27 protein-coding genes and 2 pseudogenes are annotated in these 25,564 nt (G+C 60.9%); 11 read left to right on the forward strand and 18 right to left on the reverse strand.

Features of this window, described 5'->3' with window-relative positions; genetic code table 11:
* Positions 1-58 precede the first annotated feature (58 nt).
* Positions 59-1,594, forward strand: a complete 1,536-nt coding sequence (locus ACKJSM_RS11465) for an FAD-dependent oxidoreductase (RefSeq protein ID WP_410237481.1) — start codon at positions 59-61, stop codon at positions 1,592-1,594.
* A 4-nt stretch (positions 1,595-1,598) separates the two neighbouring features.
* Here the strand turns inward: ACKJSM_RS11465 and hemB are convergent, their stop codons facing one another.
* Together hemB and ACKJSM_RS11475 are read right to left on the reverse strand one after the other, a co-directional pair.
* Positions 1,599-2,573: a porphobilinogen synthase gene (gene hemB / locus ACKJSM_RS11470; RefSeq protein WP_085608287.1), complete on the reverse strand. Its 975-nt coding sequence runs from the start codon at positions 2,571-2,573 to the stop codon at positions 1,599-1,601.
* 142 nt (positions 2,574-2,715) lie between these two features.
* A complete protein-coding gene (locus ACKJSM_RS11475; protein ID WP_236177355.1) occupies positions 2,716-3,414 on the reverse strand; it encodes a glutathione S-transferase family protein in 699 nt (232 codons plus the stop codon).
* Between the two features lie 295 nt (positions 3,415-3,709).
* On the opposite strand from ACKJSM_RS11475, the gene ACKJSM_RS11480 reads away from it, so the two are divergent.
* On the forward strand, positions 3,710-4,384 hold the full coding sequence (locus ACKJSM_RS11480; RefSeq protein WP_410237482.1) for a histidine phosphatase family protein: 675 nt from the start codon (positions 3,710-3,712) through the stop codon (positions 4,382-4,384).
* Positions 4,385-4,411: 27 nt separating this feature from the next.
* On the opposite strand, the gene mnmH is transcribed toward ACKJSM_RS11480, so the two are convergent.
* Both mnmH and selD read right to left on the reverse strand, forming a co-directional pair.
* Positions 4,412-5,515, reverse strand: coding sequence for a tRNA 2-selenouridine(34) synthase MnmH (mnmH, locus tag ACKJSM_RS11485; RefSeq protein WP_410237483.1), 1,104 nt, complete (start codon positions 5,513-5,515; stop codon positions 4,412-4,414).
* A complete protein-coding gene (selD, locus tag ACKJSM_RS11490; RefSeq protein ID WP_410237484.1) occupies positions 5,515-6,549 on the reverse strand; it encodes a selenide, water dikinase SelD in 1,035 nt (344 codons plus the stop codon). Before selD ends, mnmH begins: the two co-directional genes overlap by 1 nt.
* Positions 6,550-6,938: 389 nt before the next feature.
* Between selD and ACKJSM_RS11495 the strand changes: the two genes are divergently transcribed.
* Both ACKJSM_RS11495 and ACKJSM_RS11500 read left to right on the forward strand, forming a co-directional pair.
* Positions 6,939-7,898, forward strand: a complete 960-nt coding sequence (locus ACKJSM_RS11495; RefSeq protein WP_410237485.1) for a nucleoside-specific channel-forming protein Tsx — start codon at positions 6,939-6,941, stop codon at positions 7,896-7,898.
* 489 nt (positions 7,899-8,387) lie between these two features.
* Complete coding sequence (locus ACKJSM_RS11500; protein ID WP_410237486.1) at positions 8,388-8,765, forward strand: DUF6124 family protein; 378 nt, start codon at positions 8,388-8,390, stop codon at positions 8,763-8,765.
* 139 nt (positions 8,766-8,904) lie between these two features.
* On the opposite strand, the gene ACKJSM_RS11505 is transcribed toward ACKJSM_RS11500, so the two are convergent.
* The 3 genes from ACKJSM_RS11505 to ACKJSM_RS11515 form a co-directional block, all read right to left on the reverse strand.
* On the reverse strand, positions 8,905-9,861 hold the full coding sequence (locus ACKJSM_RS11505; protein ID WP_410237487.1) for a zinc-binding alcohol dehydrogenase family protein: 957 nt from the start codon (positions 9,859-9,861) through the stop codon (positions 8,905-8,907).
* A gap of 31 nt (positions 9,862-9,892) precedes the next feature.
* Complete coding sequence (locus ACKJSM_RS11510) at positions 9,893-10,066, reverse strand: DUF1427 family protein (RefSeq protein WP_236177342.1); 174 nt, start codon at positions 10,064-10,066, stop codon at positions 9,893-9,895.
* Between the two features lie 89 nt (positions 10,067-10,155).
* The gene (locus tag ACKJSM_RS11515; RefSeq protein WP_410237488.1) at positions 10,156-10,944 is read right to left on the reverse strand and encodes an AraC family transcriptional regulator; all 789 of its coding nucleotides are present in this window, start codon (positions 10,942-10,944) and stop codon (positions 10,156-10,158) included.
* A 137-nt stretch (positions 10,945-11,081) separates the two neighbouring features.
* Here ACKJSM_RS11515 and ACKJSM_RS11520 point away from each other — a divergent pair, with 137 nt between their 5' ends.
* A complete protein-coding gene (locus ACKJSM_RS11520) occupies positions 11,082-11,309 on the forward strand; it encodes a DUF6555 family protein (protein WP_011335095.1) in 228 nt (75 codons plus the stop codon).
* Positions 11,310-11,347: 38 nt separating this feature from the next.
* A complete protein-coding gene (locus ACKJSM_RS11525; RefSeq protein WP_410237489.1) occupies positions 11,348-11,620 on the forward strand; it encodes a hypothetical protein in 273 nt (90 codons plus the stop codon).
* A 25-nt stretch (positions 11,621-11,645) separates the two neighbouring features.
* Here the strand turns inward: ACKJSM_RS11525 and ACKJSM_RS11530 are convergent, their stop codons facing one another.
* Together ACKJSM_RS11530 and ACKJSM_RS11535 are read right to left on the reverse strand one after the other, a co-directional pair.
* Positions 11,646-11,804, reverse strand: coding sequence for a metallothionein (locus ACKJSM_RS11530; RefSeq protein WP_410237490.1), 159 nt, complete (start codon positions 11,802-11,804; stop codon positions 11,646-11,648).
* 229 nt (positions 11,805-12,033) lie between these two features.
* Positions 12,034-12,333: a hypothetical protein gene (locus ACKJSM_RS11535; RefSeq protein ID WP_410237546.1), complete on the reverse strand. Its 300-nt coding sequence runs from the start codon at positions 12,331-12,333 to the stop codon at positions 12,034-12,036.
* Between ACKJSM_RS11535 and ACKJSM_RS11540 the strand changes: the two genes are divergently transcribed.
* Positions 12,317-13,900: a glycosyltransferase gene (locus tag ACKJSM_RS11540; RefSeq protein ID WP_410237542.1), complete on the forward strand. Its 1,584-nt coding sequence runs from the start codon at positions 12,317-12,319 to the stop codon at positions 13,898-13,900. The genes ACKJSM_RS11535 and ACKJSM_RS11540 overlap by 17 nt on opposite strands.
* Positions 13,901-13,988: 88 nt before the next feature.
* On the opposite strand, the gene ACKJSM_RS11545 is transcribed toward ACKJSM_RS11540, so the two are convergent.
* Both ACKJSM_RS11545 and ACKJSM_RS11550 read right to left on the reverse strand, forming a co-directional pair.
* Positions 13,989-14,444 carry a DMT family transporter gene (locus tag ACKJSM_RS11545; protein WP_410237491.1) on the reverse strand — a complete coding sequence of 152 codons (456 nt, stop codon included), beginning with the start codon at positions 14,442-14,444 and terminating at the stop codon, positions 13,989-13,991.
* A 4-nt stretch (positions 14,445-14,448) separates the two neighbouring features.
* The gene (locus ACKJSM_RS11550) at positions 14,449-14,937 is read right to left on the reverse strand and encodes a DMT family transporter (RefSeq protein ID WP_236177338.1); all 489 of its coding nucleotides are present in this window, start codon (positions 14,935-14,937) and stop codon (positions 14,449-14,451) included.
* A 110-nt stretch (positions 14,938-15,047) separates the two neighbouring features.
* Here ACKJSM_RS11550 and ACKJSM_RS11555 point away from each other — a divergent pair, with 110 nt between their 5' ends.
* The gene (locus tag ACKJSM_RS11555) at positions 15,048-15,983 is read left to right on the forward strand and encodes a LysR family transcriptional regulator (RefSeq protein WP_236177336.1); all 936 of its coding nucleotides are present in this window, start codon (positions 15,048-15,050) and stop codon (positions 15,981-15,983) included.
* Between the two features lie 21 nt (positions 15,984-16,004).
* On the opposite strand, the gene ACKJSM_RS11560 is transcribed toward ACKJSM_RS11555, so the two are convergent.
* From ACKJSM_RS11560 to ACKJSM_RS11570, 3 genes and pseudogenes are all read right to left on the reverse strand, one after another.
* Complete coding sequence (locus ACKJSM_RS11560) at positions 16,005-16,826, reverse strand: methyl-accepting chemotaxis protein (RefSeq protein ID WP_410237544.1); 822 nt, start codon at positions 16,824-16,826, stop codon at positions 16,005-16,007.
* An 84-nt stretch (positions 16,827-16,910) separates the two neighbouring features.
* Positions 16,911-17,687 (reverse strand): annotated as a pseudogene (locus ACKJSM_RS11565) (cache domain-containing protein); the annotation flags it as partial.
* A gap of 192 nt (positions 17,688-17,879) precedes the next feature.
* Positions 17,880-19,196, reverse strand: a complete 1,317-nt coding sequence (locus ACKJSM_RS11570) for a Na+/H+ antiporter family protein (protein ID WP_410237492.1) — start codon at positions 19,194-19,196, stop codon at positions 17,880-17,882.
* Positions 19,197-20,653: 1,457 nt separating this feature from the next.
* Between ACKJSM_RS11570 and ACKJSM_RS11575 the strand changes: the two are divergent.
* Positions 20,654-20,800, forward strand: a pseudogene (locus tag ACKJSM_RS11575) (HAMP domain-containing protein); the annotation flags it as partial.
* Positions 20,801-20,902: 102 nt separating this feature from the next.
* Complete coding sequence (locus tag ACKJSM_RS11580) at positions 20,903-21,658, forward strand: methyl-accepting chemotaxis protein (RefSeq protein ID WP_373874275.1); 756 nt, start codon at positions 20,903-20,905, stop codon at positions 21,656-21,658.
* 62 nt (positions 21,659-21,720) lie between these two features.
* Here ACKJSM_RS11580 and ACKJSM_RS11585 read toward each other — a convergent pair whose 3' ends face one another.
* Genes ACKJSM_RS11585 through ACKJSM_RS11600 form a run of 4 tightly spaced genes read right to left on the reverse strand, consistent with a single transcriptional unit; the run spans position 21,721 to position 24,322 of the window.
* Entirely contained in the window at positions 21,721-23,034 is a 1,314-nt protein-coding gene (locus ACKJSM_RS11585) for a sensor histidine kinase (RefSeq protein WP_410237493.1), read from the reverse strand.
* The gene (locus ACKJSM_RS11590) at positions 23,031-23,699 is read right to left on the reverse strand and encodes a response regulator transcription factor (protein ID WP_410237494.1); all 669 of its coding nucleotides are present in this window, start codon (positions 23,697-23,699) and stop codon (positions 23,031-23,033) included. Before ACKJSM_RS11590 ends, ACKJSM_RS11585 begins: the two co-directional genes overlap by 4 nt.
* A 3-nt stretch (positions 23,700-23,702) precedes the next feature.
* Positions 23,703-24,014, reverse strand: coding sequence for a PepSY domain-containing protein (locus ACKJSM_RS11595; protein ID WP_236177325.1), 312 nt, complete (start codon positions 24,012-24,014; stop codon positions 23,703-23,705).
* The gene (locus ACKJSM_RS11600) at positions 24,014-24,322 is read right to left on the reverse strand and encodes a PepSY domain-containing protein (RefSeq protein WP_410237495.1); all 309 of its coding nucleotides are present in this window, start codon (positions 24,320-24,322) and stop codon (positions 24,014-24,016) included. Before ACKJSM_RS11600 ends, ACKJSM_RS11595 begins: the two co-directional genes overlap by 1 nt.
* Before the next feature lie 147 nt (positions 24,323-24,469).
* Between ACKJSM_RS11600 and ACKJSM_RS11605 the strand changes: the two genes are divergently transcribed.
* Positions 24,470-25,549: a patatin-like phospholipase family protein gene (locus ACKJSM_RS11605; protein ID WP_410237496.1), complete on the forward strand. Its 1,080-nt coding sequence runs from the start codon at positions 24,470-24,472 to the stop codon at positions 25,547-25,549.
* Positions 25,550-25,564: the final 15 nt, after the last annotated feature.

Genomic DNA, 25,564 nt, shown 5'->3' on the forward strand with positions numbered 1-25,564 from the left:
CTTGCTGCTGCACACTCAGTGGCACGTCTCAGATCAGGACACGCGAGGAGGACAGACCATGAACCGCAGTGATGTTCTGATCATCGGCGCCGGCCCCACCGGACTGGTGCTGGCCCTGTGGCTGAGCAAACTGGGCGTGCGCGTGCGCATCATCGACAAGGCCAGCGCCCCCGGCACCACGTCGCGGGCACTGGCAGTGCAGGCGCGCACCCTTGAGTTGTACCGGCAACTGGACCTGGCCGACGCCGTGGTACGCAACGGTCACCGGGTAGCCGCGGCGAATTTCTGGGTCAAGGGCAAACCCGTGGCGCAACTGCCGCTGAACCGGATCGGCGAAGGCCTGACGCCCTATGCCTTTCTGGAAATATACCCGCAGGACGAACACGAGCGACTGTTGATCGACCGTCTCGAAGATTACGACGTGACCGTCGAGCGCAACACCACGCTGGAGAGTTTCACGGAAAACGGCGATGGCCTCACCGCCCATTTGCGCCTGCCGGATGGCGAGCAGGAAATCTGTCAGGCCTGCTATCTGGCCGGATGCGACGGCGCCCGTTCAATCGTGCGCAAAACCCTCGACACCGGTTTTCCCGGCGGCACTTATCAGCAGATTTTCTATGTCGCCGATGTGCGGGCCAGTGGTCCGGCACTCAACGGCGAGTTGCATCTGGATCTGGATGAAGCGGACTTTCTCGCCGTGTTCCCTCTGGCCGGTGAAGGCCGCGCGCGGCTGATCGGCACCGTGCGTGACGAGCGTGCAGACCGCGCCGAGATCCTGGAGTTTTCCGATGTCAGCAGCCGCGCCATCGAGCATTTGAACGTGCACATCGAGGACGTCAACTGGTTCTCCACCTACCGCGTGCATCACCGGGTGGCGGATCACTTTCGCCAGGGCCGGGCGTTTCTGCTCGGCGATGCGGCGCACGTGCACAGCCCGGCCGGTGGCCAGGGCATGAACACCGGCATCGGCGATGCGATCAACCTGGCGTGGAAGCTCGCGGCAGTGCTCGGCGGCGCTGCCACACCCGGGCTGCTCGACAGCTACGAAACCGAACGCATCGCCTTCGCTCGCCGACTGGTGTCGACCACCGACAAGGTCTTCAGCTTCGTCACCGCCGAAGGCCGCATGGCCGACCTGTTGCGCACACGGCTGGCACCGTTCCTGATCCCGAAAATGGCCTCATTCGAGACCAGCCGCGAATTCCTCTTTCGCACGGTGTCGCAAATCACCGTCAACTATCGGGGCATGACGTTGAGCGAAGGGGTGGCCGGGCACGTGCACGGCGGCGACCGCCTGCCGTGGGCACATGATGGCGAGGGAGACAATTACGAGCCGTTGCGCCATCCGTGCTGGCAGGTGCATGTGTACGGCGACACCAGCGACGAGATGATTGCCTGGTGCACTGAACATCACTTGCCGCTGCACGTGTTCGACTGGCGCCCGGCGTTTGAAACGGCGGGCCTGGGGCGCAACGGCTTTTACCTGTTGCGCCCCGATACCTATGTGGCGATTGCCGACAACAGCGCGGATCCGAAGGTGATCGAACGGTACTTCCGTGATCACGGGATCCGGCCGTTTTTCAATGGCCCCTGAAAGGTCAGATCCCGGCCAGGGCCAGGTCCATCGCAAAGTAGGTGAAGATCAGATCCGCACCCGCGCGCTTGATCGCGCCGAGGCTTTCGCGCACCACGCGATCTTCGTCGATGGCCCCGGCCTGGGCGCCGAACTTGATCATCGCGTACTCGCCGCTGACCTGATACGCCGCCAGCGGCAGGTTCGAGGCTTCGCGGATATCGCGGATGATGTCCAGGTACGCGCCGGCCGGTTTGACCATCAGCGCGTCGGCGCCTTCCTGCTCGTCGAGCAATGATTCGCGCAGGGCTTCGCGGCGGTTCATCGGGTTCATCTGATAGCTTTTGCGATCGCCCTTCAGCGCGCTGCCGCCAGCCTCGCGGAACGGGCCGTAGAGTGCCGAGGCGAATTTGGTCGAGTAGGCCATGATCGGAATCTGCGTGAAGCCGGCATCGTCCAGGGCGCGACGAATCGCCCGCACCTGGCCGTCCATCGCCGCCGACGGCGCGATCACGTCGGCACCGGCACGCGCTGCCGCCACCGCTTGTTTGCCGAGGTTGATCAGGGTCTGGTCGTTGTCGACTTCATGGTTGTGCATCACGCCGCAATGGCCGTGGTCGGTGTACTCGCAGAAGCAGGTGTCGGACATCACGATCATCTCCGGCACGGCGTCCTTGGCGATCCGCGACATGCGCGACACCAGCCCGTTTTCGCGCCAGGTATCGCTGCCGCTGGCGTCCAGATGATGGGACACGCCGAAAGTCATCACCGACTTGATCCCGGCCCGGGCGTAGCGCTCGATTTCGCCGGCCAGTTTGCGCTCGGGAATACGCATCACGCCGGGCATGCTCTTGATCGGCACGAAGTCATCGATCTCTTCTTCGACGAAGATCGGCAGCACCAGATCGTTGAGGGAAAACTCGGTTTCCTGGAACAGGCTGCGCAGGCTCGCATTGCGGCGCAGACGGCGTGGACGTGCTTCGGGGAACTGACTGGACATGGGGCCTTTCCTGAAAACAGCGGATGAGACGAAAGTCGTAGGGGGCGAAGCTTATGCCTTGCGGGGATCGGGGTACAAACCTGGATCAATCAACAGTGCATTACCGGGCGCGCAATAATCTGCGCACCCGGCAGCCACAGGATCAGGAGGGAATGGTCAGCCCGCGCACAACCGCCGGGCGCGCCAGGAAGCGCTCCAGCACCCGGGTGACGTTCGGGAAGTTGTCGATGCCAACCAGATCGCCCGCCTCGTAGAAGCCGATCAGGTTGCGCACCCACGGGAACGTGGCGATGTCGGCGATGGTGTAGCGCTCGCCCATGATCCAGTCGCGCCCTTGCAGACGGGTGTTCAGGACGCTGAGCAGGCGGCGGCTTTCTTCGACGTAGCGGTCACGGGGACGCTTGTCTTCGTAGTCCTTGCCGGCGAATTTGTTGAAGAAACCGAGCTGGCCGAACATCGGGCCGATGCCGCCCATCTGGAACATCAGCCACTGGATGGTTTCATAGCGCAGCGCGCCTTCCTGGGCCAGCAACTGGCCGCTTTTGTCGGCGAGGTAGATCAGGATCGCGCCAGACTCGAACAACGGCAGCGGTTTGTCCTCGGGGCCGTGGGGGTCGAGGATCGCCGGGATCTTGTTGTTCGGGTTCAGCGCCAGGAATTCCGGGGACATCTGGTCATTAGTATCGAAGCCCACGCGGTGCGGCTCGTAAGGCAGGCCGATCTCTTCAAGCATGATCGAGACCTTGACGCCGTTGGGGGTCGGCAGGGAATAGAGCTGAATCCAGTCAGGGTACTGCGCCGGCCATTTCCGGGTGATCGGGAACGCGGACAGATCAGTCATGTGTAGCATCCAGTCACAAATTTAAAGGCCTGAGCATAATCCACGAACAGCGCTCTGGCTCGGGTTCTTTACACCCTCGCCCGTCGGCTTACTTAAATCCGCAACATCCTGTGGTTAACCTTCCCTCCAACCGCACAGCCTCAACGGTAAAGTGCGGCGCACTCAAGCGGATCGAACCAAACGGGCCTCAGGGGGCTCCAAGCAAGCCAGTGATGACAGGGAAAACAGCCGGCGCGCATGCACCGGTGCAAAGGTTTGTCAGCCTTAACCGAACAGACTGAAGACGCCTTATCCCATGACGAACTTGATGAAAGTCGCCAGACGCTTCAAACATCGCGCGTACGTGGCCCTGCCCACCCTGCTGGCGGTCAGTGCGCTGTTCCTGTCGCTGGAATCCAGCGAAAGCCGTGCGCAACCGGTGGACGGCACCCAGACCCTGGTGTTCCTGCGCCACGCAGAGAAACCGGCCGGCGGTCTCGGCCAGCTCAACTGCCAGGGCCTGAACCGGGCCATCGACCTGTCGACCCTGCTGCCGGAAAAATTCGGCAAGGCCGACTACGTGTTCGCCGCCAACCCGACGCGCAATGTCGAGGAAGGCGAACTGGACAACTCCTACAGCTACATCCGCCCTCTCATGACCATCAGCCCCGCCGCCATCAAGCTCGGCCTGCCGGTGAACATCGAATTTTCGGCCAACGACACCAGCGACCTGGCCCGGGAACTGACCGACGACAAGTACCACAACTCGACCATCTACACCGCCTGGTCCCACGGCTACCTGCCGGAGCTGATCAACAAGGTGGCGGGCAAGGCGGTCGGCGGGAAGCAGAAGATCACCGAGGACTGGGAATCCAGCGATTACGACTCGCTGTATGTGCTGACCCTGACCTGGCACAACGGCAAGGCCAGCCTGCAGAGCCACAGCTACAAACAGGGGCTGGATAACGGCCAGGAAAGCTGTCCGACCTGAGTGTGTCCGGGGCCCCTTCGGGCCCCGTCAGGCCTGAGGTTTGATTCGCTCACGCAAATACTCGACAACGGCCTGCCGCGCCCCCGCAAACTCGATCCGCCCGCCCTTCTTTTCGCGTTGGAACACATACATCGGGTCGTAATACTCGCGCAGCAAGCCCTCGATCCACGCGCGGTGCAAATCCACCGCCCCACTGCGGCCCTGCTCTGCCAGCGCCTCTTCCATCAACATCCGCAGCCGCCGATGGCGCTCGCCGCCCAGGCGTTTGTGCACATTGTCGAGGCTATCCAGCAACCGCTCGCAAAACCGCGAAAAACCTTCATCCCCATGCACAGCCTGAAACTCGGCAGACAAATCCACCACGTAATCGCGCAGGATCCGCTCGACGCGCTGCTCGAAAGGATCTTCCAGCCAGACCATCGGGTACTGCTGCATGCCCTGATACAACGGCAAGGGCAGCGCGCAGCTGCCCACCACCCGGCTTTCGTCCTCCAGCACAAACTGTTCGATGCCGGCGGCGCGTTTTTTCAGAAAGTCGATGGCCAGCCGGTTCTCGAAATCGATGTTCGACGGCTGACCGGTGGCGCGCTTGCCGAAACTCGAGCCTCGGTGATTGGCATGGCCTTCCAGATCCACGCTGTTGCGCAGTTGCGCCAGCACTTCGGTCTTGCCAGTGCCGGTCATACCGCCCAGCAGCACGAAATCACAGTCGGCCAAGGCTGATTCGAGGGTGTCGATCAGATAGCCACGCAGCGCCTTGTAGCCTCCGCCGATCCGTGGATAGTCGATACCGGCCTCCGACTTGAGCCACTGCTGCACGATCTGCGAACGCAGGCCGCCACGAAAGCAATACAGATAACCCTCGGGATGCGTCCGGGCAAACTCTGCCCAGGCCTGAATACGCTCGGCCTTCACCGCGCCGGACACCAATTGATGGCCCAGCTCGATGGCGGCCTGCTGCCCGTGATGCTTGTAGCAAGTGCCGACTCGCTGGCGCTCGATGTCGTTCATCAGCGGTAGATTGACCGCCTCGGGAAACGCCCCCTTGTGAAACTCGACCGGCGCACGGGCGTCCATCAGCGGCCGGTCGTTGAGGAAGATGTCGCGGTAGCCAGTGAAGTCGATGGACATCAATTCACCTCGACCGCGTGGCTCTGTCGCCCGATCAATTCACCGATCGGCTCAAGCACCAGGCCGAGTTCGGCAGCGACGGCGAGAAACTCGGCATTGCCCTCGGGGGTCACGGCCACCAGCAACCCGCCGCTGGTCTGCGGGTCGCACAGCACGCGCTTGTGCAATTCCTGGACCCGCCCGACGCGGCTCGAATAACTGTCGAAATTGCGCAGGGTGCCGCCGGGCACGCAGCCCTGTTCGAGGTAGTACTCGATGCTCGAAAGCCGCGGCACCCGGTCATAAAAAACCCGCGCCGTCAGGTGACTGCCGTCGGCCATTTCCACCAGATGCCCGAGCAGCCCGAACCCGGTAACGTCGGTCATGGCGGTGACCCCGGCCAGTTTGCCGAACCGACTGCCGGGCTTGTTCAGCGTACACATCCAGTCCCGGGCCACGCCGATGTCGTCGGGGCGCAGCTTGCCCTTTTTTTCCGCCGTGGTGAGTATGCCGATGCCCAGCGGTTTGGTCAGGTACAGCAGGCAACCGGCGGTAGCGGTGTCGTTGCGCTTCATGAAGCGCTTTTCCACCAGTCCGGTGACGGCCAGACCGAAAATCGGCTCCGGCGCATCGATCGAATGCCCGCCGGCCAACGGAATTCCCGCTTCATCGCACACTGCACGCCCGCCACGAATCACCTCCCGCGCCACTTCCGGCGCCAGCACGTTGACCGGCCAGCCGAGGATCGCAATCGCCATCAACGGATCGCCGCCCATGGCGTAGATGTCGCTGATGGCATTGGTGGCGGCGATCCGGCCGAAGTCGAACGGGTCGTCGACGATCGGCATGAAGAAATCCGTGGTCGAGACCACCCCGCGCTCGGCATCGATTGCATACACCGCCGCATCATCGCGCGACGCGTTGCCGACCCACAGTTTCGGATCAAGATTCTGCGCCCCGCTGCCGGCCAGAATCACCTCCAGCACCTTGGGCGAAATCTTGCAGCCACAGCCGGCGCCGTGGCTGTATTGGGTCAGACGGATGGGCTCGGTCATGGGGCAGTCTCCGGGAGGCAGTGGGAGGGATTTTAGCAGAGGGGTCGGCGGGCAAAAAAACCGCCCTTGCGGGCGGCTGAAGTGCTTCGCTCCTGAATCAGAATCCGAGGTTGAAGCTGATGGTCATCGAAACAGCGGCAGGCTCGGCACACCGGTACAGGTGACCGTCGAACCGGCCGTTCTGAGCGAGGGCTTGAGGACGATTTAAGGCGCTTTTGAGGGGAGTTGATCAAGTCGCCAGGTAAACCCGTGAATCAATCGATTTTTCAGTGGTTTGGAAAACTGGTACGGCTTGTGCAAACGTTTGCGAGTCGCTAATGACCGCGTTTTCGTTACAAAACCGTACTGGCCCCATCCTCTCGGGCCTCGATTCGCAAAAAGGACTTTGAATGCACGTTTCTTCCTGCCACCGCCGTCGCGGTGTGCGTACCTTTACTGTTTCCCTGCTACTGGCCGGCGTTACCGGAGTTCTCAGTCACAACGCGCTGGCGCAACCTGCCCTGCCGGATGAATCCGCCCAGGGTGAAGCCCTCAGTGCCGAAGCCAGCCCGCCGAAAAAAGGCGCGTACCTGTCGGACTGGTATAACCAGGACCTGACCCTGATCGGCAGCAAAGACATCAGCTTCGGCCCGCAACCGGCCGACGACATCTACCTGGAATACGAGTATTTCGGACGCAAAGGCCCGTTCGAGCTGTATGGCTACATCGACATCCCGAAGATCTTCAACATCGGCAACAGCCACGATAAAGGCGTGTGGGATCACGGCTCGCCGGTGTTCATGGAGCACGAACCGCGCATCTCCATCGATTACCTGGCCGGGCGCAGCCTGGCCATCGGGCCGTTCAAGGAATGGTACGTGGCGTTCGACTGGATCTACGACCACGGCAGCCGCAAAGAGAACCGCGCCAACACGCTGTACAGCGGTTTCGGCACCGACATCGACACCCATTCGCGGGTCAATCTGTCGGCCAACCTGTACGGGCGCTACCAGTGGGAAAACTACGGCGCCAGCAACGAATACTCGTGGGACGGCTACCGCGCGCAGCTCAAGTACATCGTGCCGATCGATAAATTCAGCAACGGTGCCTCGCTGACCTATATAGGCTTTACCAATTTCGATTTCGGCTCGGACCTGCACAAGGACAATCCGGCGCGCACCGCCAATGCCACGGTCGCAACCAACGTCTTGCTGTACTCGTTCACCCATCTGCGCTTCACCCTGGTCGGGCGTTATTTCCACAACGGCGGCAATTGGGACGACGGCAGCGAGCTGAACTTCGGCGACGGCAACTTCCGTGCACGTTCCAATGGCTGGGGGTATTACGCGGGGATCGGGTATCAGTTCTGATCCCGCGCCTTTCAAGTCTGAACGTACTGGCGAGACTGCTCGCGTTGACGCCTACAGAACAACACAGCGCATCAGGCCTACAAACCCGCCGCCCCGTTTGATCGGGACGGCGGGTTTTGTCGTTTCGGGAACCCGCCAACGCGCTTGTTGAAGTGTGTTTAAGGTTATGTCCGCAAAGCCACGCCACCTTGCGCCATTGCCTACGCATCCGCCAGAATCCGCCGGCTTGTGCGCCTTGGGGGCGGGTTCTATTGTTTGGCGGTCGCTGAAAAGCAGCGATCGGGTTTAGCAGCCCGGATCTACTCTAGACGCACAATGCCGTTCGTTCGTGATCAGGCTCACGCCTGTCCGTTCACGTTATGGCGGCTTTGCGTGGGGCACTTCGGTGCGCCGGGTTCTAGAGTCCTGGTCTGCTAACCCGCGTACGGCCGCCACCTCTTTCGTTTAGCAGCGAAGCGTGGCGCCTCCACTACTCTAGAGGCTTTATCCATGATCAAACCCACGCCAAACCCTCCGGAAGTCGATTCGACTTCCCCCTACGAAACCCTCGATTCCAAAAAATTCCACGAAGCCGCCGAGCGCGCGCTCGACCATTACCTCAATCCGCTGCTCCCCCGAAAACCGCTGCTCAAACCCGACACCCGCTACCTCATCGCCCCCGGTATCGACAGTGAAGAACTGCTGGCCGACGCCTGCGAAACCCTGACTTCGGCCAAGACCATGGCCAATGACTTCGCCGGGCTGGTGGATGGCTCGCAACGGCATGTGTTGTTGGGGATTGCACAGCTGATCATGCTGGGGGTGCTGGCGGTGAGTCGGGTGCTGGATAATCTGGAGTTGAAGGCTGAGGCGTCCGCTGCAGCCTGATCGACTGCTCGTTCCCACGCTCTGCGTGGGAACGATCTAATGCATCGCTCCAAACAATGTGCGTCAGACCATCCAGCACATCGGTTAAATGACACACCGATATCGCGAACAGGCCCGCTCCAACAGTTTTTGGTGTCGCTCAGGGAATCAGGATGACCTTGTCACCGCTGCCCTCATTCACATCGGCATACCGTGCCAGACCTTCCGCCAGCGACGCTTCGACCAGCCCTTGCGGCAGTGGCAGCAGGTCTTCGTCGAAGAACCGGCCGAACTGTTCCAGCATCGCCGCGCAGGCTTCAACGCCATACAGCAGCGAGTTGATGCCGACCACCGACCCGCCCTTGCGATACAGCGCCAGCGCCGGCAGTTGCACATGCCCGTCCACCGGCGCGGCGATGATCGCGATCCGGCCGAAGGTCGCCAATGCCGCCACCGAGGCCGGCAGCCAGAACCCGGTGGTGTCGAAAATCACATCGGCGCCGCCGCGATACACCGCATTGACCTGCGCGCCCAGATCCTCGGGCTTGTCCAGCTGAATCGTCTGATAACCCTGCGCCTGCAAATCCTTGACCTGCTCCGGCCGCCGCGCCGCCGCCAGCAACTGCGCGCCGCGCACCTTGGCCAGCGCCAGCGCCGCCGTCGCCACCGCTCCGCCGCCGATCACCAGCAAACGGGTTTCAGCGCTGACCAGACTGCGCTCCAGCGCATCCCACGCCGTGGTGTAAGGCACGCCAAGACTGGCGGCCTGGGTGAAACTCAAATGCGAAGGCTTGTGCGCCACGCCATTGGCCGGCAGTTTGACGAACTGCGCATGGGAGCCATCGGCGAAGAAGCCCAGCTCACGCCCGGTGCCCCAGACCTCCTGGCCGATCAACGCCTGCGGCCCTTCGACCACCACACCGGCAAAGTCTCGACCGGGAATGCGCGGCAGCGTGGTGTACGGGAAACGCCCGAGCACGTTCTTCACGTCGCTGGGGTTGAGGCCAGCGGCCTTGATCTGCACCAGCACCTCGTCTGCGCCCGGCACCGGTGTTGGCACCTCGACGAAGCGCAGGGACGACAGGTCGCCGGTTTTATCGAATTGCAGTGCTTTCATGGAAATCTCCACCGAAGGAAAAAGACAGACTTCAGGACAGCCAGCCACTGACCAGTTGCCGGCCCATCGGCCACAACTGCTCGCCCGCCAGCATGCCGAGCAGGCCCACCAGCGCGATGGTCGGCGGCGCCGGCGAACGGACATCCAGCGCGCCATACAGCAGGCCGACACCCAGACCGACGCCCAGTGAAATCAGGTAATGCATGGGATCACTCCGCCACATAAAGGGAATGGGCAAAGTCTAGGGAAAGGCTGAGGCCGGCATCGGCCAAGGACTTCTGAATTTCGGCCAAATCAGCCGGCAAGCGGCCCGGCAACGAACTGCGAAGGCGCGACACCCAGCTCACGGCGAAACATGTCGCTGAAACTGCTCGGCGAATAACCCAGCTCACGGGCAATCGCGCTGACCGGCACGCCTTGAATCAATTCCGCCACCGCCGTCGCCAATTGCACCTGACGCCGCCACTCGGCGAAGCCCATGCCCAGCCCTTCCTTGAACAGACGTGCGAGCGTACGCACGCTGGCTCCGGCGTTTTCGGCGTGTTGCTCGAAAGGAATGTCCAGCGACGGCGCCGCCATGACGGCCTGGCACAGACTCATCAGCCGCCGGTCGGCGTCGTCCGGCAACGGGATCTTCAACTGTGAACGCCTTGCGCGTTTCAGCTCCAGCAGCGCCAGCCCGACCAGCGCCTCGTAATACCCGGCATCGCCGCTGTCGCCCTGCGCCACCAGCCCGACAATCAACTCACGCAGCAGCCCGCCGACCTCGATCACCTGCACCGTCTCATCCAGCGTCGCCGCCAGCGCCGGGCGCAGGTAGATATTGCGCATCTGCAAATCCGACACCACCCGAATTCCGTGCGGCACGCCCGGCGGCAACCACACCGCCCGCTGCGGCGGCACCACCAGCGCCTCGTGCGGCGTCTCGACCCACATCACCCCGCTCATTGCATACAGCAACTGCCCCCAGACATGCTCATGGGGCTCGATGAACAACCCGCGCGGATACGTACGCGCCAACGGTTGCACCGGCACATCGGTATCACTCAGATCAGGGGGCGCAGCGAGGGCCATGGCGAACATTCATCGGGGTTGGCGGAAGCGCCATGGTAACCAGTCCGACCGAGACCTCGCCATTGATAGATACCGTCGGACAATCCGAGTGAATTTTCCCGGTGCCCAGCGATCCTTCTATTACCACAGGGAGGAAGATGGGCTTTATGAACAACGCAAAACTGTACGTCATCGATTACACCCTACACGGCGCGCCAAAGTCGTTCATTATCCGCTCGGACAAAATGGACAACACCGAGGCGTGGCACTGGGCAAGCTGCGACGCTGGGGTCGGCCGCATCCCGCGTTTCGGCCGGGAGAAAGTGCAGAAGACCAGCAAGCCGATGGCGGAAAAATTCGGCGTGGAAAACGTCACCTGGCGACCGGCAAGCTAAGCTTGCGCGCAGGCGGAGACTCTATCGGGGGAACACACATGACAACCATCAACAGCCCGGCACACCTGGACTACGGCCTGGACACCCTCTTCGGCCGCATCACCAAAAGCGTCGACTGCCCGGTTGGCCTGGAACCCGTCGAAAACGACCCCTACTGCTTCGCCCTGCGCGTCCCGGCCCCCTTGCCGGAAGACCTTGAAAAGGCCAAGACCATCGTCGTCAACGTCGAAGGTCGCCGCCTGCAAGGCAACGTCCGCCACACCGAACGCCTGGACGACGACAGCCTGAAACTGGAAGTGGAGCCTGACTAGGCTCCACTTTTTTTGTCGGTATCAGTCAGGAATGAGCGCACTTACAGCTCTTCGTCGAACACTCTTTACCGCCCTCATGATGATGCGCACAGGCCTCGCAACAGAAATGTTTGCCGTGCCGCACGATGGGGTGCTCACCGAGTTTGCAGTTGCACTTGGGACAGTCACAGGTTTTATCAGGCATGGAACAGACTCCTTGGCCAATGGTGATCGGGAACAAGATAGATACTCTACAAACTCAGTGTAGAAGCATTCGAAATGTCTGAATTTCATATCCACCAAGCACTCCAAACCAAACGCTATACCCCCAATCGCAATTAAAAATAAAACCTGTCATTTATTACAGTAGACATTCATACGAGGAAAAACATAGCTTTAACTACCACCCCTTCCAAGAGTAACTAGCGCATGGATTATTTATATTTTGGATCATTCATATACATCTCAAGTGGACTGATCCTCCTCGCCAGGTACTCTTCCACCAATCCTTCTCGCATACTTTGGGTAAGTGGGTATGTGATAAGCGCACTTTTTTCGGCATACTGCACATGGCTTATTACCAAAAACATTGCAGTCATTATCTTACCCTCCGTTGCCGCAATCTTGTTTGGCATACTGACGTCACTCACTATGCAAAAGTACACCTTATTTGGAATATTGAATCTTGCGTTTTCGTTCTGCCTTTCATCATGCGTGATGATCTTGATACTCACACTCACACTCGATCTTGACAACACCAGCACTGCACGGATCGCGACTCTCATAGCCCTGACAGCCTTAGTACTGCTATCAATATTCGACACTCTATGGGGTGGAATTATAGTTCTACCTGAATTCTCGATAAAGTATTCAAAGCGAGACTCCACGCTTAAGACAGCATTACTACAACAAAATGATAAATGTCCATTTGTTTCAATCCACGTACCATGCTACCAAGAGCCGCCAGAACTGGTAACGGCCACTCTCGACGCACTTGAAAAATTAAATTACGAAAACTACGAAGTTATTGTAGTTGACAACAACACTAAAGATTCTCGACTTTGGAGACCCGTACAATCTCACTGTCAAGCGCTGGGCGACCGATTTCGGTTCTACCACGTAGATCCGCTTCTTGGAGCTAAGGCCGGTGCAATGAACTTTGCCTTGAGGCATACGAATCCTGCAGCAGAGCTCATTGCTGCCGTAGATGCGGACTATATCGCGGAAGAGGAGTTTTTAGCCTCTCTCTGCCCAATATTCAATGATGCAAAAGTAGCATTTGTGCAATCGAGCCACGACTATCGGGAATGGGAGCAAAATCCATTTCTCTCAAGTGTTTACTACTACTATCTACCCATACAAAAGATAGTGCATCCAACGACGAACGAATTCAATGCGGCGAACCTTGTTGGAACAATGTGCCTGATCCGCAAAAGTATGCTAGAGGAGGTGGGCGGCTGGGCTGAATGGAGTTTAACTGAAGATGACGAGCTATCAGTTCGGCTACAGGCACGAGGATATATTGGCCATGTTTTCGCTGATACCTGGGGCCGCGGTTTAATACCCAGTACTTTTGAGGGTGTAAAAAAACAGTTATTTCGTTGGCTGGCAGGCCCAATTCAAGAGTTCCGGAAAAACTGGCACCTTCACCTAGGGCTGGAAAAAAACTGCCAATTCAGTCGTGCCCAAAGAATTATCAGAATCAAACGCGTCCTTGGACATGCAACTTCCGGCCTGCTGCCGCTGCAAAATTTCGCAGCCTTTATGCTCGGCATATATTTAATTAAAAACAACATAATCATCTCCATCCCCAAAAGCCTTCTGCTATTTCTACTCTGTGGCATATTGATGAATCACATCAAAATATGGATCACCATAAAGCGCCTCGGAGGGAACAGCCTGCGGAATCATTGCATGACCTTCATGCTAGGTAACGCATTAAAATGGAATGCCGCAACCGCCTTTATTGTTCCGCTTTTCAAATTGGACCTGCCTTGGATCAGAACAAACAAATTCAAGTGTAAGCATAATTTCACGCGAGCACTGCTTTCAACACTGATAGAAACGACTTTAGCGGCCATTCACTTTCTTGGTTCAGCCATTCTTTTTGTCTACGCAGACTTCAGCTCGATTGACGCCGTTGCATTGTTGTCCATCTGGATGTTTGCGCAAGCATTTGGATTTTCCTGCGCATTAATAATGGCAATTATTAGTGAGAATGGCTTGATGAATGAAACGCAAGAAGCCCAACAACTATCCAGCCTTGATGAACCCAAAACGATAATTCACAGTGAAATTTGATCAGCGTAATTAGTGCCAGTCTCGCGAAACCGAACTCGCTGATCCATCGAAAGTCCCAAGAGCAAAGCCGGCCCGAAAGCCGGCAAATTCACCTAGTTTGACGCACGCTGCTGCGATACATAAACACCAGCGCCAGCCCCAGACAAACCATCGCCAGAATCCGCGCCCCGGACAATTCGATTGCGGGGTTGCCCAACCAGCCAAAATTGTCGATCAACATCCCCATCCCAAGCTGCCCGACAATCACCGCCACCGTCGCCACGGCCGTACCGACGCGCGGCACTGCGCCAACCATGACCATCATGTAAACCACACCGAACAGCGCCCCACTCAACTGCCACTTCGGCACCTCCAGCAGGCTGACCGCTTGGGCAGGTTCGAAAAACAGGATCAGCAACCCCGTGCTCACCGCGCCGACCACGAATGTCAGGAGGCTGCTGCGCAACACCCCAACGGTTTCCCCAAGGCGCCCATTGATCGCCGCTTGCACACTCAACACCGCACCGGCCAACACCACCACCGCCAACAAAATAACCAGACTCATCGCATCAACCCCGCGCAATCAAAATCAGTGCCGCCACAATCAACCCCAACGCCAGCCAACGTTCGGCATTGACCTTCTTGCGCGTAGCACCAAACCAGCCGAAATGGTCGATCAGCACACTCTTGCCGACCTGCCCCGACAAAATCGCGATCATCGTCATGGCAATCCCGATATGCGGTGTCGCCAGGGTCAGCACCACTACATACATCGGCCCCAGAAACCCGCCAATCAACTGCCAGCGCGGCAGGTCGGTCAGCGCCGGGCCCTTCTGTGGCCCCGCAAACAGCAACAGCAAAAACAGAATCGCCGAGCCGACCCCGAAGATGCTCAACGTTGCCCATAGATGCCCGACCTGCTCGCCCAGCGGTCCGAGCAACCCGGCCTCCACCGACAAGCCCATGCCGGCCAGGATCACCAGCGGCAACAGCAACAAACGTAAACCAGGCCGGGCAACCGGAGCCGGCGCGGCGCTCACTTCATCAAGTGACTGCATCAAAAAAACCTCGAAGAAAACGATGGCGCGGATTATCGGCTGGCGCAGCTGTGCGATAAATGGGAGCATCCGGACAACACTTTTGCGCAACTCGCACAGCAGGACACACCATGCACGGGCTCAACGAACTGGGATTCAAGGCGCTAAGGCTGTTTGTGGCCGTACTCGACCACGGCAGTTTTTCCGAGGTCGCCCGCCGCGAAGGCGTGGCACCCTCCTCGATTTCCCGGCAGATCCAGCTGATGGAGCAAGCGCTGAACCAGCAGTTGCTCTACCGCCACACCCGCGCGGTGACGCCAACCGAAGCCGGGCGCATGCTCGGCCATCACGCGCGGCTGGTGCTGGTGCAACTGGAGGAAGCCGAACAGGCGTTGCAGGAACAGCAAAGCGAACCGACCGGTCTGGTGCGAATCAACGCCCCGGTGGTGTTCGGCCAGCGCCACCTGACGCCATGGCTGGGTCGTCTGTGCGAGCGCTATCCGAAGCTGCAACTGGACATCCAGCAGACCGACCACTACGTCGATCCGCTGCAGGAAGGCGCCGACCTGCTGTTTCGCATCGGCCCGCTGCACGACTCGAGCATGCAGGCGCGGATCCTGGCACCGCATCGCTTTCAGGTCGCGGCCAGCCCGGCGTATCTCGAGCGCTTCGGCACCCCGCAGCAGCCCGCAGACCTCGCCCGCCACCAGTGCCTGGCCTACAAGGGCGCGACCGGCCTGCAGCGCTGGTTCTTCCGACAGGATCAGGGCGAGTGGACGCCGTACTCGGTCAAGGGCCCGATTACCGGCAACCACGCAGACACGTTGACCCAGGCTGCGGTGCAAGGGCTGGGACTGGTGATGTTTCCGTCATGGCTGATCGGCGAGGCGGTGCGTGAAGGTACGCTGGTGCCGGTGCTGGGGGATTATCAGGTTTCAAACAGCCTTGAACCGCAGCAGATTGCGGTGCTGTGGCCGGGGAGCCGGAGGCTGTCAGTGAAGGTGCGGACGGTGATTGATTTCTTCATTGAGTGTTTTGGCGAGGTGCCGTATTGGGACAGACCCTGACGGTCTGTCCCGACTACGCCATCAGATACGGAACTGGCCGACCAGTTTGCCCAGCCGCTGCCCAAGATCCGCCAGACTGCGCGAAGTCTGCGCCCCCAACTGTGTCTCATCCGCCACGTTATCCACCGCCACTGCAATCTGATGCACGCTGCGGTTGATCTCTTCCGCGACCGCCGTTTGCTCCTCGGCGGCACTGGCAATCTGCGCGTTCATCGAGTTGATCGTCGCAATCAGGTCCGCCATCGCATCCAGCGATGCCCCCGCCTGATTGGCCTGGGCCGACGTGCCGTCACCCGCCTCGCTGGAACGGCGCATCGCCTCCACCGCCGACTGCGTCCCCGCCTGCAAACGGTCGATCATCCCCTGAATTTCCTGCGTGCTGATCTGCGTGCGTGACGCCAGCGCCCGCACCTCGTCCGCCACCACCGCAAACCCGCGCCCGGCCTCGCCGGCCCGTGCCGCTTCGATCGCGGCGTTGAGCGCCAGCAGGTTGGTCTGTTCAGCGATCGAGCGGATCACCCCGAGCACGCCGACAATCGACGACACGTCCTGTTGCAGGCTGTCGAGGGACACGCCGCTGCTGCGGATGTCGTCCACCAGCGCGTGAATCTGCTGGATGCTGCCGGCCACCACACGTTTGGCGGTCTGGCCTTCCTCATCGGTCTGTTGCGCGGCGACGGCGGCGTTCTGTGCGCTCTTGGCGACTTCCTGGGCGGCGGCGGACATCTCGTTGATCGCCGTGGCGACCTGATCCGTTTCGTGGCGCTGACGCTCCATGGCCTGATCGGAGCGCTGGGCCTGATCCGACACCTGAGTCACCAGCCCGGTCAGCTGCGAAGTCATCTCGGTGATCTGCCGCACCAGGCTGTGGATCTTGTCGACGAAACGGTTGAACGAGCCGGCCAGTTCGCCGAGTTCGTCCTGGCTGGTAATGGTCAGGCGCCGGGTCAGGTCGCCCTCGCCCGCCGCGATGTCATCGAGGTTGGCTTTCATCAGGGTCAGCGGTCGCAGAATGGTGTTGGCCAGCAGCATCCCTGCCGCCGCGATCACCAGCAGCACCACCACCGCCACGCCAACGATGCTCAGCACCACGCCTTGCATGCGCTCCTGCACCTTGGCCTCGACCACCGCCACTTGCGCTTCGATGCCATCGAGATTGACCGACGTACCGACTGCCATGTCCCACTTCGCCAGGTATTCGGTGTAACCGAGTTTCGGCACCAGCACTTGCGCGTTGCCCGGCAGCGGCGAGCTGTATTGCAGGTAGTGGGTGCCGTCCTTCGCCACTTTTACCAGGTCGCGGTTGACGTAGACGCCATTCGGGTCGCGGTTGTCCTTGAAGCTTTTGCCCACGCCTTCGGGGTCGTTGGCCTTGAACAGGCGAACGGTCTCGGAGTCGTAGCCGAAAAAGTAGCCATCCTTGCCGTATTTGATGCTCGACAGCAGCTTGATCACCTGCGCCCGCGCCTCGGTGTCACCGGGGGCGGCGGCATCGTACAAAGGCTTGATGGTGGTCATGGCCACGGCGACATAGCTGGCCAGGGTGGCCTTGGCATCGCCGAGCAGGCGTTCGCGGGTCTGTTCGACTTCCTTGCGCGCCTGCTCCTGAAGGATGAACAGCGTGGTCAGGCTGATCACCAGCGCAAAGAGCAAGACCGGAAGGACGGCAAGGGACAGGACTTTAGCCTTGAGACTCAGGCGCATGGGGGCTCACTCTTTTGGTTTTGTTGGCGTGGTTAAAGGCTTTAACGGCACGCCAAGCCAAAAGTTGAGTTTTACCTCAGATCGTTCCCACGCTCTGCGTGGCAATGCAGCCCGGGACGCTCCGCGTCCCAAAGCGTCACAGGAGGCGTTCCCACGCGGACGGTTCGACGCCTCGACGTGGGAACGATCAGGTCAGAGGACCATCGCGGCCACCCAGCCAAATACCAGCAGCGGCAGGTTGTAATGCAGGAAGGTCGGGACCACGGTGTCCCAGATGTGGTGATGCTGGCCGTCGATGTTCAGGCCGGAGGTCGGGCCGAGGGTCGAGTCCGACGCGGGCGAACCGGCATCGCCCAAGGCACCGGCCGTGCCGACGATGCAGACAATCGCCATCGGGCTGAAGCCCAGTTGCACGCACAGCGGCACGAAAATCGCCGCCAGGATCGGCACCGTGGAAAACGACGAGCCGATGCCCATGGTCACCAGAAGACCGACCAGCAGCATCAGCAAGGCACCGATGCCCTTGCTGTGATTGATCCACGACGCCGACGACTCAACCAGGGTCTGCACCTCGCCGGTGGCCTTCATCACTTCGGCGAAGCCGGAGGCGGCGATCATGATGAAGCCAATCATCGCCATCATCTTCATGCCTTCGGTGAACAGGTCATCCGTCTCGCGCCATTTGACGATGCCCGACGCCGAAAAGATCAGGAAACCGGCCAGCGCCCCGATAATCATCGAATCTAGCAGCAACTGAATAATGAAAGCTGCGGCAATGGCGACACCGGCGATCAACAGGCTTCGCAGGTTGTATTGCACCGCCACCTGCTCGACCTGCCCGATTTTTCTCAGGTCGTAGACGCGCTTCTTGCGGTAACTGATAAAGGCGATGCCCAGCCCCACCAGCATGCCCAGCGCCGGAATACCCATGGCATGGGTGACGTTGATCCCGCTGATGTCGACGCCACTGCGGGCAACGTTGGCCAGCAGGATCTCATTGAGAAAAATATTGCCGAAGCCCACCGGCAGGAACATGTACGGCGTGATCAGGCCGAAGGTCATGACACAGGCGATCAGACGCCGGTCCAGTTGCAGCTTGGTCAGTACATAGAGAAGTGGCGGTACCAGCAGCGGAATGAACGCAATGTGGATCGGCAGGATGTTCTGCGAGGCGATCGCCACTACCCACAGCAGGCCGATCAGCACCCATTTGACGCTGCCGCCACCGGTCGCATGCTGGCGGTCGACCATCGTCAGCGCCTTGTCGGCCAGCGCATGGGCCAGGCCGGACTTGGCAATCGCCACGGCGAAAGCGCCGAGCAACGCGTAGGACAACGCCACCGTCGCCCCGCCACCCAGGCCACTGTTGAAAGCCTTGAGCGTGGCGTCGATGCCCAGACCACCGGTCAGGCCGCCGACCAGCGCACCGACGATCAACGCGATCACCACATGCACCCGGGACAGGCTGAGGATCAGCATGACGCCGACCGCAGCAATCACTGCATTCATTTCACTACCTCGAAAACGCGACGGTAAAGCCATCCACCGCCAGACAGGATGAGTCCGACCGACAAGCCGCGAGGGTCGTCAGCGGATTTGCATAGAGGGTCTTATTAGAAGGGCGCGCACTGTGCCGCAGCGCGGGCGCAGTGTCAAAGCGACTGGTCGCAACACAGTGTAACTTTCCATGATCCAGCCGCCGAACAGGGCATATCCGCCACAACATGCGTCAATTCGCCCTATTGCATTGACGCCATAAAGAAAGCCGAAACGCGGCCGTTACAGTGCAAAGTCTCAGATATTTATCGAATAAGGACGTTTCCATGTCACTCAGACAACTTTCCATCCAATGGAAAATCACCCTGCTCGCCGGGCTCTGCCTGGCCGGTATCGTGACCCTGTTGGTGGGTCTTTCGCTGTATCGCATGGAGCACAGTTCCGAACTGGTGAAAGCGTCGAGCATGGAAATGCTCACCGAATCGGCCCAGGCCCGCATCGAATCCCAGGGCGAAGTCCAGGCCGCCGGCATTCGCCAGCAGTTCATGGACGCCTATCAATATGGCCACGGTTTCTCGCGTCAGGTGCTGTTCCTGCGCGAACAGGCCGAGAAGCGTTTCCTCGATGCCTTTGACCTGCGCGAAGACATGACCCGTCAGGTGAAATCGGCGCTGCAGGCCAACCCGGATCTGCTCGGCCTGTCGCTGGTGTTCGAAGCCAACGCGCTGGACGGCAAGGACGAACTGTTTGCGGATCAAAGTGAATTAGGCAGCAACGACAAGGGCCGCTTCGCCCTGTACTGGTCGCAGCCGACGCCGGGCAAGGTAACCTCGATGGCCCTGCCGGAAAGCGACATGGCCGACACCAGCACCGGCCCCAGCGGTCAGGCCGCCAACGCCTGGTTCACCTGCCCGCGCACCACGCTCAAGCCGTGCGTGATCGAACCCTACTTCTACGTAATCGACGGGCAAAAGGTGCTGATGACCAGCATCGTGTTCCCGCTGATGGTCAATGGCAAAGTCATCGCCTCGCTGTCGGTGGACATCAACCTCAACAGCCTCCAAGCAATCAGCCAGAGCGCCAGCAAAAAGCTCTACGACGGCCAGACCGCCGTGAGCATCATCAGCCCCGCCGGCCTGCTCGCCGGTTACAGCCCGGACGCCAATAAACTCAGCCAGCGCCTGGATGCGGTGGACACCACCAGCGGCGCCGAACTGTTGCGTCTGCTCGCCTCGAGCAACACCGTCAGCAGCCTGCACAGCAACGCGCAACTGAAAGTGCTGTCGCCGTTCCAGCCGATTCCCGGCGGCCCGTCCTGGGGCGTGCTGCTCGACGTTCCGGAAAAGGTTCTGGTCAGTCGCGCCGAAGCGCTCAAGCAGCAACTCGATGCCAGCAACACCTCGGGCACCCTGATCGAACTGAGCCTGGGCGCGCTCGCGGCGCTGATCGGCCTGTTGCTGGTGTGGCTGATGGCTCGCAGCGTGACCAGACCGATCCTCGGCGTCGCGCGCATGCTCGAAGACATCGCCAGCGGCGAAGGCGACCTGACCCGGCGTCTGGCCTACGACAAGAAGGACGAGCTCGGCCAGTTGGCCGGCTGGTTCAACCGCTTCCTCGACAAGCTGCAACCGATCATCGCCGAGGTGAAACGCTCGGTGCAGGACGCACGCAACACCGCCGACCAGTCTTCGGCCATCGCGACCCAGACCAGTGCCGGCATGGAGCAGCAATACCGTCAGGTCGATCAGGTGGCCACCGCGTCCCACGAAATGAGCGCCACCGCCCAGGACGTGGCCCGCAGCGCGGCACAAGCCGCCGAAGCGGCCAAGGATGCCGACCGCGCTACCCGTCAGGGCCTGACCGTGATCGACCGCACCACCGCCAGCATCGACACCCTCGCCGCCGACATGAGCGCGGCGATGGCGCAGGTCGAAGGCCTGGCCGCCAACAGCGAGAAGATCGGCACCGTGCTGGAAACCATCCGCGCCATCGCCGAACAGACCAACCTGCTGGCGCTGAACGCCGCCATCGAAGCCGCCCGTGCCGGTGAAGCCGGACGCGGTTTTGCGGTGGTCGCCGACGAAGTGCGCAACCTCGCCCGCCGCACTCAGGAATCGGTGGAAGAAACCCGCCAAGTGATCGAACAACTGCAGACCGGTACCCAGGATGTGGTCGGTTCGATGGGCAACAGCCATCGTCAGGCCCAGGGCAGCGTCGAACAGGTCGGCCAGGCCGTGACCGCGCTGCGCCAGATCGGCGACGCGGTAACGGTAATCAGCGACATGAACCTGCAGATCGCCAGCGCTGCCGAAGAGCAGAGCGCGGTGGCCGAAGAGATCAACAACAACGTGGCGACGATTCGTGATGTGACGGAGTCGCTGTCGGGGCAGGCCAATGAATCGGCGCGGGTGAGTCAATCGCTCAATAGCCTGGCGAATCAGCAGCAGAGTCTGATGGATCAGTTTCGGGTCTGAGGTCCACCTCAAAATCCCTGTGAGAGCCAGCCAGCTCCCACAGGGTTGTGGCGTGACACGAATCAGCGTTTAGCCAACTCGATCACCACCTTCAAACCGCCCCACTCACTCTCGCCCATCACCAGCAACCCACCCCAAGTCTCGACAATATCCCGCACAATCCCCAGCCCCAAGCCATGCCCGTCGGTCTGCTCGTCCAGTCGCGTACCACGACTGAAGACCTGAGCACGCTGCAATTCGGGAATCCCCGGTCCGTCATCTTCGACGATCAGGGCGAAGCCGTCCGTACGCTCAACCACACTCAGCCGCACCTCGGCATCGGCCCATTTGCAGGCGTTGTCCAGCAGGTTGCCGAGCAGCTCCAGCAAGTCTTCACGATCCCAGGGCAGTTGCAGGCCCGGCGGGGCCACATAACTCAGTTCCAGATGTTCACCATGGATCATGTTCAATGTCGACAGCAGCCCCGGCAGCTCTGCGTCGCAATCGAACAGCGCCCCCGGCAGCGCATCGCCGGACAGGCGTGCACGGTTGAGCTCGCGGTTCAGCCGTTGCTGAACCTGCTCCAGTTGTTCCTTGAGGATCTTGCGCAGCTCCGGGTGCGCGTCGAGCCGTTCACTCGACGCCAGACTCAGCAGCACCGCCAACGGGGTTTTCAGCGCATGCCCGAGGTTGCCCAGGGCATTGCGCGAACGCTTGAGGCTGTCTTCGGTGTGCGCCAGCAAATGGTTGATCTGCGCCACCAGCGGTTCCAGTTCCGCCGGCACTTGTTCATCGAGTTGTGAACGCTGGCCCTGCTGTAACTGGGCGATCTGTTCGCGAGCCTTTTCCAGCGGCCGCAACGCACGACGTACGGTCAGGCGTTGCAACAACAGAATCAGCAGCAACCCGGCCAGCCCGAGGCCGAGACCGATCTGGCGCATGCGCTGGAAGCTCTCGCGCACCGGCGTGTAATCCTGGGCGACGCTGATGGAAATCGACTGGCCGAGCCGTCGATAGTCCGAACGCAGCACCAGCAGTTGCTGACCGTCCGGCCCCAGTTGCAGGTTGCTGTGCAGGCCGGAGCGTTCGAGCAACGGCAAATCCTGATCCCACAACGAACGGGAGCGCCAGTGGCTGTCGGCGAAATCGATGCGAAAGTAATGCCCGGAAAACGGTCGCTGATAGGCCGGCGACAAGTGCCGCTCATCCAGCTGCAAGCCTTGCGGCCCGCGAACCAGCGCCACCAGCAGGCTCTCGCTGTCGTTGCGCAACCCGGCTTCGAGATAGCGCTGCAACCCCACTTCGAACAGCCACAGACTGGTTTGCGCCAGCAGCACGCCGACCACCACCAGCACGCTGATCAACCCCAGGCTCAAGCGGCGCTGGATCGATCTCACGAAGCCTGTCCGCCAAACAGATAACCCTGACCGCGACGGGTTTCGATCACGCTTTTGCCGAGCTTGCGCCGCAGGTGATTGACGTGGACTTCCAGCACGTTGGAATCGCGCTCGGTTTCACCGTCGTAGAGGTGTTCGGCGAGGTGGCTTTTGGAAAGAATCTGCTCCGGGTGCAGCATGAAATAGCGCAACAGACGGAATTCGGCAGCGGTCAGCTGAACGTCGGCGCCGTCGCGCACAACACACTGACGGCCCTCGTCCAGGTGCAGCCCGGCAGCCTTGAGCGTCGGCTGGTTGGCCTGGCCCTTGGAGCGGCGCAGCAGCGACTGGATGCGCAGATACAGTTCTTCCGGGTGGAAGGGTTTGGTCAGGTAATCGTCGGCACCGGCCTTCAGGCCCTCGATGCGCTCGGCCCAGGAATCGCGGGCGGTGAGGATCAGCACTGGAATCGTCAGCCCGCCGGCCCGCCACTGCGCCAGCACCTCCAGCCCCGGCACGCCGGGCAGGCCGAGGTCGAGGACGATCAGGTCGTAGGGCTCGCTGCTGCCCTGATAGACCGCATCGCGCCCGTCCGCCAGCCAGTCCACCGCGTAGCCCTGACGTTGCAGGCCGGCGAGCAGTTCGTCGGCCAGCGGTACGTGGTCTTCCACCAGAAGCAAGCGCATCGGTCAATCTTCCTTGTCTTTCACGAGTTCGCCGGTGTCGGCCTTCAGATGCAGCTCACGGGCCACACCTTCGACGGTCAGCAACTCGACTTCATAAATGTAGACGTCGTGTTTTTCTTCCAGCTCGACTTCCAACAGTTTCGCGCCGGGATAACGGTCCATCGCCTGGTGCAATACCTGCTCCAGCGGCAGGATCACACCCTGCTTGCGCAGATTGAGGGCTTCGTCGGGGCCCAGGTCGCGGGCCATGGCCGTCGAGCAAAACATCACCAGCGCCAGTGCCGTACGGTGGGTGGCGCGAACATTCACCTTCATTACGTATCCTGATGATCCGTGAGCACTTGCCCGCTCACCGCGTCCAGTTCCAGATCCCATTCCAGCCCCTGCGGATCACGCAGTTCGATCTGGTAGATGTACTTGCCGTACTGTTCTTCCAGCTCGGTGTCGGTGATCGTCGAACCCGGGTGTCTGGCCAGCGCGGTGGCGTTGAGTTTCTCGAAGGAGACGATAGTACCAGCGTCGCGCAGGCGCAGGGCTTCATCCGGGCCGAGATCGCGGGCGTGAACGGTGCTGGCGGTGAGGCCGATGATCGAGGCAAGGGTCAGGGCAGTCAGGGTTTTCATGGCGTCTCCGTATTTTTATGTGTTGCTACGGGCGGCACCTTAACGGTGCGAACTTAACTGAAACTGAATGGCCATCATTTGGCCTGCCCCTGCAGAGCCCGGCAACATGTGCTTATAATCTTTCGCTTGCTAACGATCGAGACCGGTATGACCGCCATTCACATCAAGTTCCCCGCCCTCACCCTCAAGGCCGGCCCCCGGGCGATGGCGCGCATTCGTGCCCAAGGCCTGGACGCCGCCGACGTCGGTACCCTGCCCGGCGCGGCCGGCGGGCCAAAGGCGCTGGGGATTCAGGGGCTGGATTTGGCGCTGTTCGGCGAGTGGCTGCCGGCGGCGCCGCGCGAGCGTTCGCTGATCGGTGCGTCAGTGGGTTCCTGGCGGTTCGCCAGCGCCTGCCTGCCGGATGCTGCCGAAGGCATCCGCCGCCTCGGTCATCTGTACACCGAGCAGAACTTCAACAAAGGCGTGACCATCGGCGAGGTCAGCCGCAGTTCGCAGCGCATGCTCGATGACCTGCTCGACGGCCGCGATGCCAGCCTTCTGGCCAACGTCCACTACCGCTTGAACATCATGGTGGTCAAAAGCCACGGCGGGCTGGCGGACGACCATCGCGGCCGGCTCGGGCTGGCGCTGGGTTCGGTGATCGCCGACAACCTGCGCGGCCGCGCGCGGCTGTCGCGGCACTTCGAACGGCTGATCATCCACGACCCGCGCCTGGCGCCGCCAGTGCATGCGCTGAACGATTTCCCGTCGCGTTTCGTCGCCCTCGATGCCGGCAACCTGCGCCAGGCGCTGCTGGCCTCGGGCTCGATCCCGATGGTCATGGAAGGCGTACGCGACCTGCCGGGCGCCGGTGCCGGCACGTTCCGCGACGGCGGTCTGCTGGACTATCACCTCGACCTGCCCTACAACGGCGACGGCATCGTGCTCTACCCGCACTTCACCGACCGGGTGATCCCCGGCTGGTTCGACAAGACCCTGCCCTGGCGCAAAGCCTCGGTGGAGCGCTTGCAAGACGTGCTGTTGCTGGCGCCGTCCAAGGAGTACCTGGCGCGCCTGCCCTACGGCAAACTCCCCGACCGTAACGACTTCAAGCGCTTCATGGGCGATGCGCCGAGCCGGCAGAAATACTGGCGCGCAGCGATGGACGAGAGCCGCCGGCTGGGCGACGAATTCCTAGAATTGAGTGCCAATGGTCGCCTCGCCGAACGCTTGCTGACCCTTTAGTCAGCACAGCCGGGA

Origin of the sequence: Pseudomonas sp. PHC1 (assembly GCF_046487845.1) — a bacterium.
GTDB classification, from domain to species: Bacteria; Pseudomonadota; Gammaproteobacteria; order Pseudomonadales; family Pseudomonadaceae; genus Aquipseudomonas; species Aquipseudomonas sputi.

Coding starts and splice junctions, on each gene's coding strand:
- ACKJSM_RS11465 (WP_410237481.1), top strand. CDS start 59: ATGAACCGCAGTGATGTTCTGATCATCGGCGCCGGCCCCACCGGACTG.
- hemB (WP_085608287.1), bottom strand. CDS start 2,573: ATGTCCAGTCAGTTCCCCGAAGCACGTCCACGCCGTCTGCGCCGCAAT.
- ACKJSM_RS11475 (WP_236177355.1), bottom strand. CDS start 3,414: ATGACTGATCTGTCCGCGTTCCCGATCACCCGGAAATGGCCGGCGCAG.
- ACKJSM_RS11480 (WP_410237482.1), top strand. CDS start 3,710: ATGACGAACTTGATGAAAGTCGCCAGACGCTTCAAACATCGCGCGTAC.
- mnmH (WP_410237483.1), bottom strand. CDS start 5,515: ATGTCCATCGACTTCACTGGCTACCGCGACATCTTCCTCAACGACCGG.
- selD (WP_410237484.1), bottom strand. CDS start 6,549: ATGACCGAGCCCATCCGTCTGACCCAATACAGCCACGGCGCCGGCTGT.
- ACKJSM_RS11495 (WP_410237485.1), top strand. CDS start 6,939: ATGCACGTTTCTTCCTGCCACCGCCGTCGCGGTGTGCGTACCTTTACT.
- ACKJSM_RS11500 (WP_410237486.1), top strand. CDS start 8,388: ATGATCAAACCCACGCCAAACCCTCCGGAAGTCGATTCGACTTCCCCC.
- ACKJSM_RS11505 (WP_410237487.1), bottom strand. CDS start 9,861: ATGAAAGCACTGCAATTCGATAAAACCGGCGACCTGTCGTCCCTGCGC.
- ACKJSM_RS11510 (WP_236177342.1), bottom strand. CDS start 10,066: ATGCATTACCTGATTTCACTGGGCGTCGGTCTGGGTGTCGGCCTGCTG.
- ACKJSM_RS11515 (WP_410237488.1), bottom strand. CDS start 10,944: ATGTTCGCCATGGCCCTCGCTGCGCCCCCTGATCTGAGTGATACCGAT.
- ACKJSM_RS11520 (WP_011335095.1), top strand. CDS start 11,082: ATGAACAACGCAAAACTGTACGTCATCGATTACACCCTACACGGCGCG.
- ACKJSM_RS11525 (WP_410237489.1), top strand. CDS start 11,348: ATGACAACCATCAACAGCCCGGCACACCTGGACTACGGCCTGGACACC.
- ACKJSM_RS11530 (WP_410237490.1), bottom strand. CDS start 11,804: ATGCCTGATAAAACCTGTGACTGTCCCAAGTGCAACTGCAAACTCGGT.
- ACKJSM_RS11540 (WP_410237542.1), top strand. CDS start 12,317: ATGATCTTGATACTCACACTCACACTCGATCTTGACAACACCAGCACT.
- ACKJSM_RS11545 (WP_410237491.1), bottom strand. CDS start 14,444: ATGAGTCTGGTTATTTTGTTGGCGGTGGTGGTGTTGGCCGGTGCGGTG.
- ACKJSM_RS11550 (WP_236177338.1), bottom strand. CDS start 14,937: ATGCAGTCACTTGATGAAGTGAGCGCCGCGCCGGCTCCGGTTGCCCGG.
- ACKJSM_RS11555 (WP_236177336.1), top strand. CDS start 15,048: ATGCACGGGCTCAACGAACTGGGATTCAAGGCGCTAAGGCTGTTTGTG.
- ACKJSM_RS11560 (WP_410237544.1), bottom strand. CDS start 16,826: ATGACTTCGCAGCTGACCGGGCTGGTGACTCAGGTGTCGGATCAGGCC.
- ACKJSM_RS11570 (WP_410237492.1), bottom strand. CDS start 19,196: ATGAATGCAGTGATTGCTGCGGTCGGCGTCATGCTGATCCTCAGCCTG.
- ACKJSM_RS11580 (WP_373874275.1), top strand. CDS start 20,903: ATGGAGCAGCAATACCGTCAGGTCGATCAGGTGGCCACCGCGTCCCAC.
- ACKJSM_RS11590 (WP_410237494.1), bottom strand. CDS start 23,699: ATGCGCTTGCTTCTGGTGGAAGACCACGTACCGCTGGCCGACGAACTG.
- ACKJSM_RS11595 (WP_236177325.1), bottom strand. CDS start 24,014: ATGAAGGTGAATGTTCGCGCCACCCACCGTACGGCACTGGCGCTGGTG.
- ACKJSM_RS11600 (WP_410237495.1), bottom strand. CDS start 24,322: ATGAAAACCCTGACTGCCCTGACCCTTGCCTCGATCATCGGCCTCACC.
- ACKJSM_RS11605 (WP_410237496.1), top strand. CDS start 24,470: ATGACCGCCATTCACATCAAGTTCCCCGCCCTCACCCTCAAGGCCGGC.